Consider the following 16,617-nt stretch of genomic DNA (forward strand, 5'->3'; position numbering starts at 1 on the left):
TCAGTTCTCCAGAACGTCGAGCAGGCCGAGGGGCAGCGGAACATCCATGGCCTTATCGAACAGCAGATAAAGACCGATGGCCATCAGGCTGACGATCACCACGCTGGGCACCCAGCGGCCGCCATACAGGCGCGCCATGGGGATGCCGATCAGCATGCTGCTGAGGATGAAGCCCAGGGGCTCGAAGGTGCCGGCAAATACGATCAACAGCGCCACGCAGATGCCGATCTTGACCAGGGTCTGGCGGTCCAGCGCCGGTTCTTCTTCGGTGTGCTTGGTGGGTTGCGGGCGGAACAGCATGTAGATCAGCGCCAGGCTCATCAGCCCGAGCATCAGCAATGGGTAGGCGCGGGGCCCTACGGGTTCGTAGGAAAACGACGCCTGGTAGGGCCAGGCCATCAAGGCCAGGATGGCGCAGGCCAGCAACAGTACGGCGGCGAAAATGCGTTGTAAGAGCATGTTGAACTCCTGGGCCATGCCTGGGGTTTGCCAGGCATGGCCGCGCGACAGAGGGGCGATTACTGGATCAGGCCGAACTCTTTGGCCAGCACTTTGTAGTCAGCCACCTGTTTCTTCACGTAGGTGTCCAGCTCCGGGCCGGTCATGGCGAACGGGAACAGTTCGCGCTGGTCACGCAGCTTGGCGAACTCGTCGGAGGCCAGCAGTTTGTCGAAGGCCTCCTTCCACCAGGCGTAGTCGGCATCGCTGACTTTTGGCCCGAGGTAGAAACCACGCACCACCGGCCAGACGATGTCGTAGCCTTGCTCTTTGGCGGTCGGAATATTCTTCATTTCCGGCTCGTCCAGGCGCTCCTCGGAGAACACCGCCAGCAGGCGCATGTCACCGCTGAGGATGTGCGGCATGGAGTCGGAGATGTCGGTACTGCCGACCTGGATATGTCCGCCGAGCAGGGCGGTGGCGATTTCACCGCCGCCTTCGAGCGCCACATAGCGCAGCTCGCGCGGGTTGATCCCGGCGGCCTTGGCGATCAGGGCGGTTTGCATCCAGTCCTGGCTGCCGACGGTGCCGCCGGAACCGATCACCACGCTGCCCGGATCTTTCTTCAGGGCTTTAACCAGGTCGTCGAGGGTCTTGTAGGGCGAATCGGCTTTCACCGCGATGGCACCGTAGCTGGTACCCACGGCGGCCAGCCAGCGTACGGCGCTCTCATCGAAGCGCCCGAACTTGCCCTGGGCCAGGTTCAGCAGCGAACCGCTGGACCAGGCCACGAGCGTACCGCCGTCCGCAGGACGCTGGGCCACCACGGCGTTGTAGGCCACCGCGCCCACGCCACCCGGCATGTAGGTCACGCGCATTGGTTTGCTCAGCAGTTTCTCGTTGACCAGCGCGCTTTGCGCCAGTTTGCAGGTCAGGTCAAAACCACCGCCGGGGGAGGCCGGGGCGATGCATTCCGGGCGCTTGGGTTCGTCGGCGGCCAACAGTTGGCCGGCGAACAGCATGCAGCCGGCGGCGAGGGCCAATTTACGCAATGAAGGGGTCATGGTGATCTCCGTCTTTGTTGTTATGAGTGGCTTACCAGAGCGCAACGCTGTAGCTGACCAGCAGGCGCATTTCATCCGCATCACGGGCTGAATAGTTGGAACGGTAGGTGGCATTGCGCAGGCGCACGGCGACATCCTTGAACGTACCGCTTTGCACCACGTACTTGATCTCGCTGTTGCGTTCCCATTCCTTGCCGGTGTCGCCGTTCCTGAGCTTGATATTGTCACCCGAGAGGTAACGGCTCATGAAACTCAGGCCGGGAATGCCCAGCTTGGCGAAGTCGTAGTCGTAGCGCGCCTGCCAGGAGCGCTCTTCGGCGCCGGCAAAGTCGTTGATCTGCACGAAGTTGACCAGGTACGGGTCGCTGCCATCCACGTACGGAAAGGCACTGTCGCCGGACATATGCTGGTAGCCGGCGCTGAGCTTATGGCCATTGAGGGCATAGCTGAACAGGCCGTTGAGAGAGGTGTTGTCGATCTTGCCGCCACGGGCTGCACCTGCGTCATCGCTGATCGCCAGGCGCAGGTCGGTGGCGAAGGTGCCGGGGCCCATCGGGCGTGCGGCGACCAGGCCGAGGAAGTGCTGGCGGTACACGTCGTCGAGTTGGGCGAAGTGGTAGCTGCCGGTGATCTTGTCGGCGAACTTGTAGTCGACCCCGCCGAAGTTGAAATGCTTGCCGGTGGCACCGCTGAGGAAGCGGCTGTTCTTGTTGTTGAGGGCGATGTCCTCGTAGTTGCTGTCGTCGCGGTCCTTGGCCTTGTCGAGACGGCCGCCGGTGAAGACCAGGTTCTTGAATTCCTTGGAGGTGACCAGGCCACCGTTGAAGGTCTGCGGCAGGATGCGCCCGTCATTGGGCTTGAGGATCGGCAGTTCAGGCATCAGCGAGCCGATCTTGAGCTCGGTGGCGGAAATCTTCACTTTGCCGGTCAGGCCCAGCTTGGAGTACTCGTTGGCGGCGCGGCCATCGTCGTGGGTGGGCAGCAGGCCGGTGCCGGTGCGGTCGGGGCTGGAGTCGAGCTTGACCCCGAGCATGCCCAGCGCATCCACGCCAAAGCCGACGGTGCCGTCGGTGTAGCCCGATTGCAGGTTGAGCATGAAGCCCTGGGCCCACTCGTCGCGCTTGGATTGCTGGGCGCTGGTGCCGTCGCGAAAGTCGCGGTTGAAGTACATGTTGCGGGTTTCCAGGGTCGCGCTGCTGTCTTCGAAGAAGGCAGCCTGGCCAAGCGGCGAAAAGCCGGCAAGGGCAGCGGCACTGGCAAGGGCGGTGTGGGTCAGGCGGGAAATACGAACAGGCGGGCAAGCCTGTGGCTGTGTCGACAGCATGGTGGTGCACTCCGTTATTGTTCTTATTTTGGCGAAAACGCTTCGAGGCGTTTTTCGGGCGCGACCCATCAGGTCGCTCGGCAGGCATGACCTACCGTGGCTGGATGCTAAAGGGCGAAGCTTTCACTAACCTTTCAGCTGCCTTTCAATGTTTTCAGGCTTCACAGGGCAGTCGGCGCCTGTAAACTGCCCGGCAAAGCGTGGCGCCGACCACGTCCGAATAAGGTAGAAATCCATGCGTGTCCTTCTGGTTGAAGACCATCTGCAACTCGCCGAAAGCGTCGCCCAAGCGCTCAAGAGCACAGGTTTGACCGTTGACGTATTGCATGACGGCGTGGCCGCCGACCTGGCCTTGAGCAGTGAGGATTACGCGGTGGCCATCCTCGATGTGGGCCTGCCGCGCATGGACGGCTTCGAGGTGCTGGCGCGCTTGCGGGCGCGTGGGAAAAACCTGCCGGTGCTGATGTTGACCGCGCGCAGCGATGTGAAGGACCGCGTGCATGGCCTGAACCTGGGCGCCGATGACTACCTGGCCAAACCGTTCGAACTGACCGAGCTGGAAGCCCGGGTCAAGGCGCTGCTGCGCCGCAGCGTATTGGGCGGCGAGCGCCAGCAGGCCTGCGGGGTGCTGGTCTATGACCTCGACACCCGACGTTTCACCGTGGGCGGCGAGTTGATGACGTTGACCTCCCGCGAGCAAGCCGTGCTTGAAGCGCTGATTGCCCGCCCAGGCCGGGTGATGAGCAAGGAGCAACTGGCTTCCCAGGTGTTCGGCCTGGACGAAGAGGCCAGCCCCGACGCCATCGAAATCTACGTGCACCGCCTGCGCAAGAAGCTCGATGGCCAACCCATCGCCATCGTGACGTTTCGCGGTCTCGGCTACCTGCTGGAAGCCCGCGATGCATAAGCCCAGCAGCCTGCGCTGGCGCCTGCTGTGGAACCTGGCGCTGCTGCTGGTGCTGTTGATGCTCGCCAGTGGCATGAGTGCCTACTGGAACGGTCGCGAAGCGGCCGACACCGCCTATGACCGCACGCTGCTGGCCTCGGCGCGTACCATCGCCGCCGGCCTGACCCAGGTGGACGGCACCCTCAGCGCCAACGTGCCCTATGTCGCCCTCGACACCTTTGCCTACGACAGCGCCGGGCGCATCTATTACCAGGTCAATGACATTGATCAGAAGCTGATTTCCGGCTACGAAAACCTCCCCGGCCCGCCCCCCGGCACACCGCGCACCGACGACTACCCGGCGCTGGCGCGCTTCTACAATGCCAAGTACCAGGGCCAGGAAGTGCGGGTGGTCAGCCTGCTCAAGGCGGTCTCCGAACCGAACATGAACGGCATGGCGGAAATCCGCGTGGCCGAAACCGATGAGGCACGGGTGAGCATGGCCCGCAGCCTGATGGCCGACACCTTGCTGCGCCTGGGCATGCTCGCCATTGGCGCCTTGTTGCTGGTGTGGTTTGCCGTCAGCGCCGCCTTGCGCCCGCTGGAGCGCCTGCGCACGGCGGTGGAAGAGCGCCAGCCCGACGACTTGCGGCCGTTGCCGTTGGTGGAAGTGCAGCATGAGTTCGGCCCGCTGGTGCGTTCCCTCAACCATTTCACCGAACGCCTGCGCGGCCAGTTCGAGCGTCAGGCGCAGTTTATTGCCGATGCATCCCATGAGCTGCGTACCCCCTTGGCAGCGCTCAAGGCGCGCTTGGAACTAGGCCTGCGCGCCGAAGATCCCGCAACCTGGCGCAGTACCCTGGAAACCGCCGCCCAAGGCACCGATCGGTTGACCCACCTGGCCAATCAGTTGCTGTCCCTGGCGCGCATCGAAAACGGTGCCCGGGCGATTGCCGAAGGCGGCGCGCAGCTGCTGGACCTCAGCCAATTGGCCCGTGAACTGGGCATGGCCATGGCGCCGCTGGCCCATGCGCGTGGCGTGGCACTGGCGCTGGAGGCGGATGAACCGGTGTGGTTGCGTGGCGAGCCGACGCTGCTCAACGAGCTGTTGAGCAACCTGGTGGACAACGCCCTGGCGCACACGCCACCGGGCGGCAACGTGATCCTGCGGGTGACGGCGCCGGCGGTACTGGAGGTGGAAGATGATGGCCCGGGTATTCCGCAGGATGAGCGCGACCGGGTGTTCGAGCGCTTCTACCGCCGCAGCCAGCAAGGCATGGGCTCAGGCCTGGGGTTGGCGATTGTGGGCGAAATCTGTCGTGCACATCTGGCCCAGATCAGCCTGCATGACGGCGAGCACGCGGGGTTGAAGGTGCGGGTGAGTTTTATCGCCGGTTGATCAATCGAACATGGCGCGCGCTTCATCCAGCTCTGCGCGCAGTTTTTCGCTGTAGGGGTCAACCCGCAGTTTTTTCATCGCAGGCACGCTGGAGACGTCCACCTTGGCCAGGGGGTGGTCGGTGCCGTGATGGCAATACAGCATGGCAATCTGCACCAGGTCGATGTAGTCGAGGCAGGCTGAATCCCGTTCCAGGTTCAGGTACTGGCCCGGCAGTTTCGCCAGCATTTCCGGGAAGTCCCAGCCACTCAGCAACTTGTCGCCCAGCACCGGGTGGATGCTGTCGATCACGTGGTTGAGGCTGACCGGGTCTGACAGCAGTTCGTAGTGGTCCTCGGCATAGGTCAGGATCGGCAGCACGCCGATCTGATGCACCAGGCCGCCCAGCGCTGCCTGGTCCGGCTTGAGCTGGCTGTGGTTGCGGCACAGGGCGTAGCTGACGCCCGCCACTTCCAGGCTGCGGCGCCACACATCGCGCATTTTCTGTTCGACCACTTCGGAACGGGCGTGGAAGATCTGTTCCATCACCAGGCCGATGGCCAGGTTGCTGCTGTAGTTGGTGCCCAGCCGGGTGATGGCGGTGTGCAGGTCGGTGACTTCCTGGGTAGCGCGCAACAGTGGGCTGTTGACCACTTTGATCAGGCGCGCCGACAACGCAGTGTCGCGGCCGATCACTTTGCTCAAGTGGCTGATGCTGATTTCCGGGTCTTCGGCGGCCTGACGGATGTTCAGGGCCACTTCCGGCAATGTCGGCAGAACCAGGTCATCGTTGTCGATGGCCTTAACCAACGCCTGTTGGACTTTTTCCGCCAGTTTGTTCATTCATGCTCTCTAGGGTGTTGCAGGAAAATACGGCGACTAACGCTGGATCTCACGATCACGGTCAAGGCTGTAAGGCAGGTCAAGCAGTTGCAAACCGGGGCCTTCCAGTGTGCCTAGGTGCACATCGCCACTATCGGCAGCTTCGGCTTGCAATACCGCCAGAAGTTCAATCACCTGGTCAGCTTTTGCTGCAATCACCACTTCGCCGATGGAGCTGTTGTGGCTGGGGGAAAACAACGGGGTGCCTGGCTCGGGCATTTGCGCCGCGTTCAGGCTCAAGCGGTACAGGCGACGCTTCAGTTTGCCCAGGTACTGCATGCGCGCGACGATTTCCTGGCCGGTGTAGCAGCCTTTCTTGAAGCTGACGCCGCCCACGGCCTGCAGGTTGAGCATCTGCGGGATGAACAGTTCGCGGGTCTGGGGCATGACCTGGCCGATACCGGCGCGGATCTGGCCCAGTAGCCAGTGATTCAAGTCGGTTTGTGTCAACTGTGCGGCCAATTGGCTGCGCACGCCGTCGGCTTGCTCGGCCGGTACCCAGAGTTCGGCGCGGGCGGGAGACACGCGGACGGCGATCAGGTGTTCGGTACGGGCAACGCTGTCCGTTTCGGTGGGCAGCTCAAGGCCAAGGCCGGTCAGCGCCTGATCGCCATCGATCACACCGAAACGCACCCAGGCGGCGCTTTCGTCGGTGAGCTTGGACTTGGAGAACACCGCATATTTCTTCAGGTCCGCCAGTTGCGGTTCGAGCAGTTCGCTGGCCATGGCCAGGAGTACGCCGTCGCCCTGCAACAGGATGCGGAAGCTCGACTGCATGCGGCCTTTTTGCGTGCAGCGCGCACCGAGGCTGGCCTGGGTGTCGCTCAGGTAATTGAGGTTGCAGGTGAGTTGTCCCTGCAGGAACTTGGCAGCGTCGGAGCCGCGGACGGCGAGAACGCCTTCGTGGGACAGGGGGCAGAAGAAAGCAGAGTCAGCCATGGGTCATCGCAGGTCAAAAAGTCATGGGTGCATCATAGAGGGGCGCCCGGCAAATGGATAGTTTCCGTAGGGGGCGACCAAAGCCGACTGTTCTGGTGCCGTCGGGCCTGTATACTTGCGCTCTATTTGAGGAGCGCTCCATGGTCGAAGATGTAGAAATCAATCGTCTCTACTGGCACAGCCGTCGTGGCATGCTTGAGCTTGATGTGTTGCTGGTGCCTTTTACCAAAGAGGTGTATGCGACGCTCAATAAGGAAGATCGCGATCTCTACGTCAGGCTGCTGACTTGCGAAGATCAGGACATGTTCGGCTGGTTCATGGAGCGGGCCGAATCCGAAGATCCTGAACTGCAGCGCATGGTCCGGATGATCCTGGATCGTGTCCAGCCCAAGTAATCGTTTTGAATGCCGCTGGCAGGCCTCACGGCTGCTGCTGGCGGCGTATCTCCTTGCCCAGCTGTTCGCGCTGGGTGCGCTGATGGTCCTCGACTCTCCCTTTGCTGTCCTCGGCGTGCTGGCGTGCCTGGCCCAGGCTGCCTGGGTATTGCCGCGTTATGTCCTGCTGACTCACCGTTCGTCGATTCGTGGCCTGCGACGGGATGAAGAGGGCTGGCAATTATTCAGCGGTGAGCGCGGTTGGCATCGCGTGCAACTGCGCCCCGACAGTCTGGCGCTGCCGCTGATTGTGGTGTTGCGCTATCGCGTGCCGGGGGAATGGCGGGTGCGCTCGGTCTGCGTGCCGACGGATTCGCAGGCCGCCGATGTGCACCGGCGCCTGCGGGTTCGCTTGAAGTTCAGCCGCCGTAGGTGGTTGGCACCAGAATAGTGTCGCGGGCGTCGGGCAGCATCTGCGGGTAGTCGAGGGTGTAGTGCAGGCCCCGGCTTTCCTTGCGTTCCATGGCCGAACGGATCATCAGCTCCGCGACTTGGGCCAGGTTGCGCAGTTCGATCAGGTCACGGCTGACCTTATAGTTGCTGTAGAACTCATCAATCTCATCCAGCAGCAATCGCACCCGGTGCTGTGCCCGTTGCAGGCGCTTGTTGGTGCGCACGATCCCCACGTAGTCCCACATGAAGCGCCGCAGCTCGTCCCAGTTGTGGGCGATGATCACGTCTTCGTCCGAGTCGGTAACCTGGCTGGCATCCCAGCGGGGCAGGGCGGCCGGTACCGGGATGCGCGGCAGTTGTTCGAGAATGTCGGCTGCGGCCGAGCGGGCGTAGACGAAGCATTCGAGCAGCGAGTTGCTGGCCATGCGGTTGGCACCGTGCAGGCCGGTGAAGCTGGTTTCGCCAATCGCGTACAGGCCGGGGACATCGGTACGCCCATGCTGGTCGACCATCACGCCGCCGCAGGTGTAGTGCGCCGCCGGCACCACCGGGATCGGGCCTTTGGTGATGTCGATGTTGAACGCCAGGCAGCGCTCGTAGACGGTCGGGAAGTGGGTCTTGATGAACGCTTCGGGCTTGTGGCTGATGTCCAGGTAGACGCAGTCGATGCCCAGGCGCTTCATTTCATGGTCGATGGCGCGGGCGACAATATCCCGTGGAGCCAGCTCGGCGCGCGGGTCGAAGCGCTGCATGAAGCGCTCACCGTTGGGCAGCTTGAGGTGTGCACCTTCGCCGCGCAGGGCTTCGGTGATCAGGAAACTCTTGGCCTGTGGGTGATACAGGCAGGTGGGGTGGAACTGGTTGAATTCCAGGTTGGCCACCCGGCAGCCCGAGCGCCATGCCATGGCAATGCCGTCGCCGCAGGCGCCGTCGGGGTTGCTGGTATAGAGGTAGACCTTGGCGGCGCCGCCGGAGGCGAGGATGGTGAAGCGCGCACCATAAGTATCCACTTCGCCGCTGGCGCGGTTGAGCACATAGGCGCCGAGGCAGCGTTCGCCCGGCAGGCCCAGGCGCTTTTCGGTGATCAGGTCGACAGCGACGCGTTGTTCCAGCAGTTCGATGTTGGGGCGTTGGCGGGCCTGGTCGAGCAAGGTCCTGAAAATCGCGGCACCGGTGGCATCGGCGGCGTGGATGATACGGCGATGGCTGTGGCCGCCTTCGCGGGTCAGATGGAACTCGAAGCCGCCGTCATCGCTGCCTGCATGTTCATCGCGGGTGAAGGGCACGCCCTGGTCGATCAGCCATTGGATCGCCTCGCGGCTATGCTCGACGGTGAAGCGCACCGCGTCTTCGTTGCACAGGCCGCCGCCGGCGTTGAGGGTGTCTTCAACGTGGGATTGCACCGTATCGGTGTCGTCCAGCACCGCGGCGACACCGCCCTGGGCCCAGAATGTCGAACCGTTGGCCAGGTCGCCTTTGCTCAGGACGGCAATGCGCAGGTGGCTGGGAAGGGTCAGCGCAAGGCTCAAGCCGGCCGCGCCGCTGCCGATCACCAGGACATCGTGTTGAAACTGTTGGCTCATTTGAAGGATTCCGCAAAAAGCGATCCACAGGGCTGGCGCAAACAGGACGCCTGGATCGGCGAATCAAAGGGTCACACGGGCCACTAGTATATAGAGGGGGGGAGCGGCACAATAGCCGGGCATTCGTGGCAATGTGAGATTACGGTGCACGGCTCGGGTAAAATCGGCAGGTTATTGAGGTGGGAACTTTTTGCATAAGCCTCGACTCAATAGCAGGTTGCCCGAAAGCTGGGAAACGTTGAGTTTATTGGCCCGTCGGGAGCATTGGACGCGTCAGAAAACCGACGACAAGATTATTCGCGCAGCCGGCGTTGCCCGCGCTGCGTTTTTCGTGTGTGCCAAATCAGTGCATGCCGGAAACTTGCTTGAAGGGGGAGAACTTTTGCGAAAAGTCCGAGTCTATGTTTGCAAGCCTGATCGTTTAGTTATGCAAGCCTCCTTCAAGTACAACGAGGAGTGTTCATGCTAACCCAGGAAGAGGATCAGCAGCTGGTCGAACGCGTTCAACGCGGTGACAAGCGAGCATTTGATCTGCTAGTGCTGAAATACCAGCACAAAATTCTCGGGTTGATCGTGCGGTTTGTGCACGACACCCATGAAGCGCAGGACGTTGCACAGGAAGCCTTTATCAAGGCGTACCGTGCACTGGGCAATTTCCGCGGTGATAGTGCGTTTTATACGTGGCTCTACCGCATCGCCATCAATACGGCGAAGAACTATCTGGTGTCTCGCGGACGCCGCCCACCGGATAGTGATGTAAGTTCAGAAGATGCAGAATTTTACGATGGTGATCACGGCCTCAAAGATCTCGAGTCGCCGGAGCGTGCATTGCTGCGCGATGAGATCGAAGGCACCGTTCATCGCACAATTCAGCAACTGCCAGAAGATTTGCGTACGGCGTTAACTTTACGTGAATTCGATGGTCTGAGTTACGAAGACATTGCGAGCGTCATGCAGTGTCCGGTGGGGACTGTAAGGTCACGGATTTTCCGGGCCCGGGAAGCCATCGATAAAGCCTTGCAACCGTTGTTGCAGGAAAACTAAAGACAGCGGCGACAGCCAAGAGAGGAACCGCCATGAGTCGTGATGCCCTGCAGGAATCGCTGTCCGCAGTGATGGATAACGAAGCGGATGAACTGGAACTTCGTCGAGTGCTCAACGCATTTGATGATGCCGAAACCCGTGATACCTGGTCTCGTTACCAAGTCGCTCGGGCGGTGATGCACAAGGATCTTCTAATCCCTCGTCTGGATATTGCTGCGGCCGTTTCTGCCGCGCTGGCTGATGAAGCCGTTCCGGCAAAAGCTGCTCGTGGCCCTTGGCGCAGCCTGGGTCGCCTGGCAGTGGCTGCCTCGGTGACTGTTGCAGTGCTGGCCGGTGTGCGCCTGTACAACCAGGACGAAATCGCCGGTGCCGAACTGGCCCAGCAGACTCAGCAACCGGTCATGGCCGGTCCGCAAGTCAAAGGCCCAGCGGTATTGGCCGGCTACAAGGAAAGCTCCGACACCACCGGCCCTATGGCCAACGGTGTGCTGCAAGGGCAATCCGGCTGGCAGGACCAGCGTCTTCCAGGCTACCTGCGCCAACACGCACAGGAATCCGCCTTGAAAGGCACTGAAAGCGCTCTGCCATACGCTCGCGCTGCAAGCCTGGAAAACCGCTGATCCGTTAAGGAGCCCTATGCGCGCCATACCGCTCCTTACGTTATTGCTCAGTGGTTGGTTTGCACTCCCCGCCCATGCCGATGAAGCCCAAGACTGGCTGACTCGACTTGGGCGTGCTGAGCAGCAGCAAAGTTTTCAAGGTACGTTTGTCTACGAACGTAATGGCAGTTTTTCTACCCACGACATCTGGCATCGTGTCCAGAATGGCCAAGTCCGTGAGCGGCTCTTGCAGCTTGATGGTTCTGCCCAGGAAGTCGTTCGGGTAGATGGTCGCACTCAGTGCGTCAGCGGCACTCTTGTCGCCGGCCTGGGCAATTCGCGTGATGCGCCCTCGCGCGCCCTCGATCCGCAAAGACTCAATCAATTCTACGAACTGGCCGTTATCGGAAAATCTCGCGTGGCCGGTCGTAATGCAGTGATTGTGTCGATTACACCCCGAGATCAATACCGCTACGGTTTTGAGCTGCACCTTGATCGTGAAACTGCGCTGCCGCTCAAATCCTTGTTGCTGAATGATCAAGGACAGTTGCTGGAGCGCTTTCAGTTCACTCGATTGGACACCTCCACCACACCCAATGATCGCGACTTGCAGCCCAGCGGCGAATGCACTTCCATCGCCGTCGGCGATACCAAGGCATCGGCCGTAGAGGCCACCGAGGCGTGGCACTTGGAGTGGTTGCCGCCAGGCTTTCAGCTGACCAATAGCAGCGCCCGCAAGGATCCCCATACCAAGGCCACGGTCGACAGCCTGATGTATGAAGATGGACTGGCGCGCTTCTCGGTGTTTCTCGAACCGATCAGCGATGTGAGCGTGACCGAGACTCGCACCCAATTAGGCCCCACGGTTGCTGTATCTCGTCGCTTGAATACGGTGGATGGCGAAATGATGGTGACTGTGGTCGGCGAAATACCTATTGGCACCGCCGAACGCATCGCACTGTCGGTGCGCGGTGAAAAAAAGGCCACCCCCAAGCCGTGAGTCGTTAATCCTATGTTCATCCAGATCTTTCACAGTACGCCCATGCCAGGTTGGCTGCCGAGAGCATGAAATGTCTGGATCAGCATTTTCACTTGCAAAAATCTCCCATGTTTTTTATAGGTCAGGGCTTGTTGGCCCTGGCCTTGTTTTGTTCGCGGAACAAAGATGTCGTTCGCAGTTTTCGGCGTTTCTTGAACCCTGTCGCTCAACCCTGCTCGTCGTAACGGGAGCTGTATGTCGATACCACGTTTGAAGTCTTACCTATCCATAGTCACCACGGTATTGGTGCTGGGTCAGGCCGTGCCCGCGCAAGCGGTCGAGTTGCCTGACTTCACCCAATTGGTTGAGCAAGCCTCGCCTGCCGTGGTGAACATCAGTACCACTCAGAAACTGCCGGATCGCAAAGTCTCCAACCAGCAGATGCCTGACCTGGAAGGCCTGCCGCCGATGCTGCGCGAGTTCTTCGAGCGTGGCATGCCACAACCGCGTGCGCCCCGTGGTGGCGGTGGTGGCCAGCGTGAAGCGCAGTCCCTGGGGTCGGGCTTCATCATTTCGCCAGATGGCTACATCCTTACCAATAACCATGTGATTGCCGACGCCGACGAGATCCTCGTGCGCCTGGCCGATCGCAGTGAGCTGAAAGCCAAATTGGTCGGCACCGATCCGCGTTCCGACGTGGCCTTGCTGAAGATCGAAGGCAAGGACCTGCCGGTGCTGAAGCTGGGCAAGTCCCAGGACCTGAAGGCGGGGCAGTGGGTGGTAGCCATCGGCTCGCCGTTTGGTTTTGACCATACCGTTACCCAGGGTATCGTCAGTGCCATTGGTCGCAGCCTGCCGAACGAGAACTATGTGCCGTTCATCCAGACCGACGTGCCGATCAACCCAGGCAACTCCGGTGGCCCGTTGTTCAACCTGGCGGGCGAAGTGGTGGGGATCAACTCGCAGATCTACACCCGTTCCGGTGGCTTCATGGGGGTTTCGTTCGCCATTCCTATCGACGTGGCCATGGATGTTTCCAATCAGCTGAAAAGCGGTGGCAAGGTCAGCCGTGGCTGGTTGGGCGTGGTCATCCAGGAAGTGAACAAGGACCTGGCTGAATCCTTCGGCCTCGACAAGCCGGCGGGCGCCCTGGTCGCGCAAATCCAGGACGACGGCCCGGCTGCCAAAGGCGGTCTGCAAGTCGGCGACGTGATTCTGAGCATGAACGGTCAACCGATCATTATGTCGGCCGACCTGCCGCACCTGGTTGGCGCACTCAAGGCCGGCAGCAAGGCCAAGCTGGAAGTGATTCGTGATGGCAAGCGCCAGAATGTCGAGCTGACCGTGGGTGCGATCCCTGAAGAGGGCGCGACCCTGGATGCCCTGGGTAATACCAAGCCGGGCGCCGAGCGCAGCAGCAATCGCCTGGGCATTGCCGTGGCCGAGCTGACTGACGAGCAGAAGAAAGCCTTCGATCTCAAGAGCGGCGTGGTGATCAAGGAAGTGCAGGACGGCCCGGCAGCCTTGATCGGCCTGCAGCCTGGCGACGTGATCACTCACCTGAACAATCAGGCGATTGAGACTACCAAGCAGTTCACCGACATCGCCAAGGCGTTGCCGAAGAACCGCTCGGTATCGATGCGCGTGCTTCGTCAGGGGCGTGCCAGCTTCATTACCTTCAAGCTGGCCGAGTAACCCACCCGGCCAATAAAAAGCCCCGCCTTCGTGTTACGAGGGCGGGGCTTTTTTGTGGGCGACGGGTCTAGCCCATCATGCCTTTAACCAGGCGTTCCTGTTCGATCAACTCACGCTGACGTGCATCGATACGTGACGACAACGGGAAATTGCTGCCGGCGCGACGTTTGGCAAAGTCCAACTGCTGAATCGCCTGCTGGAAGTCGCCCACCAAAGCAAAGTATTCGGCGCGAGCCTGATGCAGGCCGATGATATTGCCCGACAAGCCACGGGTCTCGGCGACCTGGTACCACACATCCGGATCGTCCGGGCGCGACTTGAGCAAGCCATCCAGGGCCTTTTCCGCATCGGCGGTGCGATTCTGTTTAAGCAACAGATCTACCCGAATCTGATTCAGCGGGTAGTTGCCGGGGTATTGGGTCAGCATCCGATCCGTGCGTTGCTGGGCATCGGGCAGGTGGTTGTTGTCGATGTCCAACTGGATCTGCGCCAGGTTGTAGGTGATGTCATTGGGCGCCTTGGCCAGCAAGGGTTGCAGGCTTTCCCGTGCCTGTTTGAACTGGGAGGCTTTGATCTGGGCGATGGCCAGGCCATAGCGCGCCACGTCGTTTTTAGGATTTTCGTCCAGTTGCGCCTGGAAGCGCTTGGCGGCGAGTCCGGAGGTGTCTTCGTATTGCAGTTGTACCCGCGCGCGAATCAGCTGGTAGCGCAGGCTGTCTTCCTTGCCGCCGGCCTTGGCCTGTTCCGCGCGGTTGCGGGTGTCGGCGATACGCGATTCGGTCACCGGGTGAGTCAGCAGGAATTCCGGCGGCTTGGCGTCGAAGCGATACTGACGCATCAGACGTTCGAACATGGTTGGCATGGAGCGCGGGTCGTAGCCGGCTTTCTCCAGGTTGACGATGCCGATACGGTCCGCTTCCTGTTCATTCTGGCGAGAAAATCGTCGTTGTTCCTGGATGGCCGCGGCCTGGGTGCCGGCGATTGCAGCGATCCCGGCATCCCCGGCACCGGCGGCGGCCGCAATGATGCCGCCGAGGAGGGCGGCCATCATCGGGATCTGCATGCGCTGCTGCGCCTCGACACCACGGGCGAAGTGACGCTGGGACAAGTGAGCCAGTTCGTGGGCCAGCACCGACGCGTATTCCCCTTCGGTCTGGGCATTGAGAAACAGGCCGCCGTTCACGCCGACGATACCGCCGGGTGCGGCGAAGGCGTTCAGTTGCGGGCTGTTGATCAGGATGAATTCCAGGCGCCGGTCATTCACCTGGCTGGTTTCCACCAGCTTGTACACGCTGGTTTCGACGTAATCCTTGAGCTGCGGGTCGTTCAGCTGCGAGACCTGGCCCCGTAGGTAGGCCAGCCAGGCGCGGCCCAGCTGATATTCCTGTTGTGGCGAGACAATGGCAGAACTGGCGTCGCCAAGTGACGGCAGGTCGTCAGCGAAGCCTGGGGAGGCCAGCAGGCAAGCCAGCGTCAGCAGGGTGGGGCGCAAAAAAGTCATGCACAGAGCCTTTCGACAAAGAGCTTACTGTAGCCGGACACTGAGCTTCGGACCAGATATTCTAAGCACCCCGAATGCGTGCCCGGAGTAAAACCATGACCGACGCTGTAGCCTTTGATGCCGAACTCGATGCCAGCGGCCTCAATTGCCCGTTGCCTCTGCTCAAGGCCAAGCTGGAACTCAATCGATTGGCCAGTGGCGCTGTGCTCAAGGTGATCGCCACCGACGCAGGTTCCCAGCGTGATTTCCGCACCTTCGCCAAGCTGGCCGGCCATACCCTGCTGCATGAAGAAGACGCCGCCGGTGTGTACCGTTACTGGTTGCGCAAGGCCTGAACCGTTTGCCCCTACCACCCGAGGTTGATTGATGTTCAAAGTGTTACGAGACTGGATCCAGCGCTATTTCTCCGATGAAGAAGCCGTGGTGCTGGCGGTCCTGCTGTTTCTGGCCTTTACGGCCGTACTCACCTTGGGTGGCATGCTGGCGCCGGTGCTGGCGGGGATGGTACTGGCTTACCTGATGCAGGGCCTGGTCACCACCCTGGAGCGTTTACGCTTGCCGGGCGGCGCGGCAGTGGGCCTGGTATTCGCCTTGTTCATGGGGCTGCTGGTGGTGTTTGTCGTCGTGGTATTGCCGCTGCTGTGGCACCAACTGATCACGTTGTTCAACGAGTTGCCGGGCATGCTCGTCAAATGGCAGTCGCTGTTGCTGCTGCTGCCGGAGCGCTACCCGCATCTGGTCTCGGACGAGCAGGTGTTGCAGGCCATAGAAGTGGCGCGCGGCGAAATCGGAAAATTCGGGCAATGGGCGCTGACCTTTTCCCTGTCCAGCCTGCCGCTACTGGTCAACATCATGATCTACCTGGTGCTCGTACCGATCCTGGTGTTCTTCTTCCTCAAGGACCGCGCCATGATCGGACGTTGGGTGAGCGGCTATCTGCCGCGCGAACGAGCGCTGATCACCCGGGTGGCCGAAGAAATGAACCGGCAGATCGCCAACTACATTCGTGGCAAGGTCATCGAGATCATTATCTGTGGGGGCGTTACCTACATCGCGTTTATCGCACTGGACCTCAACTACGCCGCCTTGCTGGCACTGCTGGTGGGGATTTCGGTGGTGGTGCCGTATGTCGGTGCCGTGGTGGTGACAGTGCCGGTGACCTTGATCGCCTTGTTCCAGTGGGGCTGGAGCGACCAGTTCATCTACCTGATGGCGGTCTACGGCATCATCCAGACCCTGGATGGCAACGTGCTGGTGCCGCTGCTGTTCTCGGAGGCGGTCAACCTGCACCCGGTGGCGATCATCTGCGCAGTGTTGTTGTTTGGTGGGCTGTGGGGATTCTGGGGGGTGTTCTTTGCGATTCCCCTGGCGACGCTGTTCAAGGCCGTGCTGGATGCGTGGCCGCGGCAGGAGCCGGTGGTGGCACCGTTGTTGTAAGGGGAGGCGCGAATCACTGCTTCATCGCCGCAGTGATCCGC

General features: G+C 61.1%; 18 protein-coding genes. 10 read left to right on the top strand and 8 right to left on the bottom strand.

Features of this window, described 5'->3' with window-relative positions; all coding sequences use genetic code 11:
* From J3D60_RS28880 to J3D60_RS28890, 3 genes are read right to left on the bottom strand one after another with little or no spacing between them, the layout of a single operon-like run.
* Nucleotides 1-459, bottom strand: a complete 459-nt coding sequence (locus tag J3D60_RS28880; RefSeq protein ID WP_065938884.1) for a tripartite tricarboxylate transporter TctB family protein — start codon at nucleotides 457-459, stop codon at nucleotides 1-3.
* Nucleotides 460-518: 59 nt separating this feature from the next.
* Nucleotides 519-1,508 (bottom strand): tripartite tricarboxylate transporter substrate binding protein, encoded by a 990-nt coding sequence (locus tag J3D60_RS28885; protein ID WP_161985712.1) that lies wholly within the window; start codon nucleotides 1,506-1,508, stop codon nucleotides 519-521.
* Nucleotides 1,509-1,533: 25 nt separating this feature from the next.
* Nucleotides 1,534-2,826 carry an OprD family porin gene (locus J3D60_RS28890; protein ID WP_146475788.1) on the bottom strand — a complete coding sequence of 431 codons (1,293 nt, stop codon included), beginning with the start codon at nucleotides 2,824-2,826 and terminating at the stop codon, nucleotides 1,534-1,536.
* A gap of 235 nt (nucleotides 2,827-3,061) precedes the next feature.
* Here J3D60_RS28890 and J3D60_RS28895 point away from each other — a divergent pair, with 235 nt between their 5' ends.
* Together J3D60_RS28895 and J3D60_RS28900 are read left to right on the top strand one after the other, a co-directional pair.
* A complete protein-coding gene (locus J3D60_RS28895; RefSeq protein ID WP_027604325.1) occupies nucleotides 3,062-3,733 on the top strand; it encodes a response regulator in 672 nt (223 codons plus the stop codon).
* Nucleotides 3,726-5,111 (top strand): sensor histidine kinase, encoded by a 1,386-nt coding sequence (locus J3D60_RS28900; RefSeq protein WP_027604324.1) that lies wholly within the window; start codon nucleotides 3,726-3,728, stop codon nucleotides 5,109-5,111. Before J3D60_RS28895 ends, J3D60_RS28900 begins: the two co-directional genes overlap by 8 nt.
* On the opposite strand, the gene J3D60_RS28905 is transcribed toward J3D60_RS28900, so the two are convergent.
* Both J3D60_RS28905 and J3D60_RS28910 read right to left on the bottom strand, forming a co-directional pair.
* Nucleotides 5,112-5,933: an HDOD domain-containing protein gene (locus J3D60_RS28905; protein ID WP_065938887.1), complete on the bottom strand. Its 822-nt coding sequence runs from the start codon at nucleotides 5,931-5,933 to the stop codon at nucleotides 5,112-5,114. It lies immediately after the preceding gene.
* 36 nt (nucleotides 5,934-5,969) lie between these two features.
* Nucleotides 5,970-6,911 carry a folate-binding protein YgfZ gene (locus J3D60_RS28910; protein WP_065938888.1) on the bottom strand — a complete coding sequence of 314 codons (942 nt, stop codon included), beginning with the start codon at nucleotides 6,909-6,911 and terminating at the stop codon, nucleotides 5,970-5,972.
* A gap of 140 nt (nucleotides 6,912-7,051) precedes the next feature.
* Between J3D60_RS28910 and J3D60_RS28915 the strand changes: the two genes are divergently transcribed.
* Both J3D60_RS28915 and J3D60_RS28920 read left to right on the top strand, forming a co-directional pair.
* Complete coding sequence (locus J3D60_RS28915) at nucleotides 7,052-7,306, top strand: succinate dehydrogenase assembly factor 2 (protein WP_027604321.1); 255 nt, start codon at nucleotides 7,052-7,054, stop codon at nucleotides 7,304-7,306.
* Nucleotides 7,290-7,736 (top strand): protein YgfX, encoded by a 447-nt coding sequence (locus J3D60_RS28920; RefSeq protein ID WP_108573987.1) that lies wholly within the window; start codon nucleotides 7,290-7,292, stop codon nucleotides 7,734-7,736. Before J3D60_RS28915 ends, J3D60_RS28920 begins: the two co-directional genes overlap by 17 nt.
* Here J3D60_RS28920 and nadB read toward each other — a convergent pair.
* Nucleotides 7,705-9,321: an L-aspartate oxidase gene (nadB, locus tag J3D60_RS28925; protein WP_253493629.1), complete on the bottom strand. Its 1,617-nt coding sequence runs from the start codon at nucleotides 9,319-9,321 to the stop codon at nucleotides 7,705-7,707. The genes J3D60_RS28920 and nadB overlap by 32 nt on opposite strands.
* Before the next feature lie 462 nt (nucleotides 9,322-9,783).
* Between nadB and rpoE the strand changes: the two genes are divergently transcribed.
* Genes rpoE through J3D60_RS28940 form a run of 3 tightly spaced genes read left to right on the top strand, consistent with a single transcriptional unit; the run spans nucleotide 9,784 to nucleotide 11,964 of the window.
* Complete coding sequence (rpoE, locus tag J3D60_RS28930) at nucleotides 9,784-10,365, top strand: RNA polymerase sigma factor RpoE (protein ID WP_003172477.1); 582 nt, start codon at nucleotides 9,784-9,786, stop codon at nucleotides 10,363-10,365.
* A 32-nt stretch (nucleotides 10,366-10,397) separates the two neighbouring features.
* The gene (locus J3D60_RS28935; RefSeq protein ID WP_003172479.1) at nucleotides 10,398-10,985 is read left to right on the top strand and encodes a sigma-E factor negative regulatory protein; all 588 of its coding nucleotides are present in this window, start codon (nucleotides 10,398-10,400) and stop codon (nucleotides 10,983-10,985) included.
* A gap of 16 nt (nucleotides 10,986-11,001) precedes the next feature.
* A complete protein-coding gene (locus tag J3D60_RS28940; protein ID WP_083236355.1) occupies nucleotides 11,002-11,964 on the top strand; it encodes a MucB/RseB C-terminal domain-containing protein in 963 nt (320 codons plus the stop codon).
* 29 nt (nucleotides 11,965-11,993) lie between these two features.
* Here the strand turns inward: J3D60_RS28940 and J3D60_RS28945 are convergent, their stop codons facing one another.
* Nucleotides 11,994-12,173 (bottom strand): hypothetical protein, encoded by a 180-nt coding sequence (locus tag J3D60_RS28945; RefSeq protein WP_133822131.1) that lies wholly within the window; start codon nucleotides 12,171-12,173, stop codon nucleotides 11,994-11,996.
* A gap of 25 nt (nucleotides 12,174-12,198) precedes the next feature.
* On the opposite strand from J3D60_RS28945, the gene J3D60_RS28950 reads away from it, so the two are divergent.
* Complete coding sequence (locus J3D60_RS28950; protein WP_253493630.1) at nucleotides 12,199-13,638, top strand: DegQ family serine endoprotease; 1,440 nt, start codon at nucleotides 12,199-12,201, stop codon at nucleotides 13,636-13,638.
* Nucleotides 13,639-13,705: 67 nt separating this feature from the next.
* On the opposite strand, the gene J3D60_RS28955 is transcribed toward J3D60_RS28950, so the two are convergent.
* On the bottom strand, nucleotides 13,706-15,139 hold the full coding sequence (locus J3D60_RS28955; RefSeq protein WP_027604315.1) for a M48 family metalloprotease: 1,434 nt from the start codon (nucleotides 15,137-15,139) through the stop codon (nucleotides 13,706-13,708).
* Between the two features lie 95 nt (nucleotides 15,140-15,234).
* Here J3D60_RS28955 and J3D60_RS28960 point away from each other — a divergent pair, with 95 nt between their 5' ends.
* On the top strand, nucleotides 15,235-15,474 hold the full coding sequence (locus J3D60_RS28960) for a sulfurtransferase TusA family protein (protein ID WP_010212198.1): 240 nt from the start codon (nucleotides 15,235-15,237) through the stop codon (nucleotides 15,472-15,474).
* Between the two features lie 31 nt (nucleotides 15,475-15,505).
* Complete coding sequence (locus J3D60_RS28965; protein WP_065938893.1) at nucleotides 15,506-16,576, top strand: AI-2E family transporter; 1,071 nt, start codon at nucleotides 15,506-15,508, stop codon at nucleotides 16,574-16,576.
* Nucleotides 16,577-16,617: the final 41 nt, after the last annotated feature.

Source organism: Pseudomonas sp. S3E17 (assembly GCF_024168685.1).
Lineage (GTDB): Bacteria > Pseudomonadota > Gammaproteobacteria > Pseudomonadales > Pseudomonadaceae > Aquipseudomonas > Aquipseudomonas marginalis.